This is a genomic window from Allobosea rubneri, assembly GCF_032464875.1.
GTDB lineage: Bacteria > Pseudomonadota > Alphaproteobacteria > Rhizobiales > Beijerinckiaceae > Allobosea > Allobosea rubneri.
The window spans coordinates 1-834 of record NZ_JAWDID010000135.1 but is presented as its reverse complement, the minus strand read 5'-3'; the positions used below and the strand labels follow the sequence as shown (position 1 = coordinate 834).

At 70.1% G+C, this 834-nt stretch carries 1 protein-coding gene; it reads left to right on the top strand.

Annotation, left to right across the window (positions count from 1 at the left end; all coding sequences use genetic code 11):
• Positions 1-834 (top strand): calcium-binding protein (locus RKE40_RS29610; protein ID WP_316021731.1); only part of this gene is annotated, 834 nt, incomplete at both ends.

Sequence of the window (834 nt, the reverse complement as noted above, 5' to 3'; positions counted from 1 at the left end):
TGATCCTGGCCGGTGCGGGCGACGATCTGGTTCAGGCCGGAGCGGGCAACGACGTGGTCGATGGCGGCGACGGCGATGACGAGCTGCATGGCGAGGATGGCGACGACGTCCTCAAGGGCGGCGCCGGCGACGATCTGCTGTTCGGCGGCGCGGGCGACGACGTGCTGATGGGCGGCGCCGAGGACGACCGGCTCGATGGCGGCGACGGCAGCGACACCGCCGACTATTCCGACGACACCGCCGGCGTCACCGTCGACCTGTCGCAGGGCATCGCCTTCGGCGACGAGAGCGGCGAGGACGAGCTGATCTCGATCGAGAACGTCATCGGCGGCTCCGGCAACGACGTCCTGATCGGCGACGATGGCGCCAACCGCCTCGTCGGCGGGGCCGGCGACGACGTGATCCTGGCCGGTGGCGGCGACGACATCATCGTCGCCGGAGCGGGCCATGACGTGATCGATGGCGGCGACGGCTTCGATACGCTCGACCTCTCGGCCGCGACCGGGGCGGTCAGCGTCGACTTCGCGGCCGGCAAGGCCTCGGGCGAAGGCATCGGCACCAACAGCTTCAGCAACATCGAGAAGCTGCTGTTCGGGGCCGGCAACGATGTCGTCACCGGCGGCAATGGCGACGATGCTTTCGATGGCGGCGCCGGCAACGACACGCTGAAGGGCGGCGCCGGCAACGACACGCTCTGGGGCGGCGAAGGCGACGATTCGCTCGATGGCGGCTCCGGCGACGACGACGTCTTCGGCGGCAGCGGCAACGACGTGATCAGGGCCGGCTCCGGCAACGACCTTGTCGAGGGCGGCGAAGGCGACGACGTGATCGATG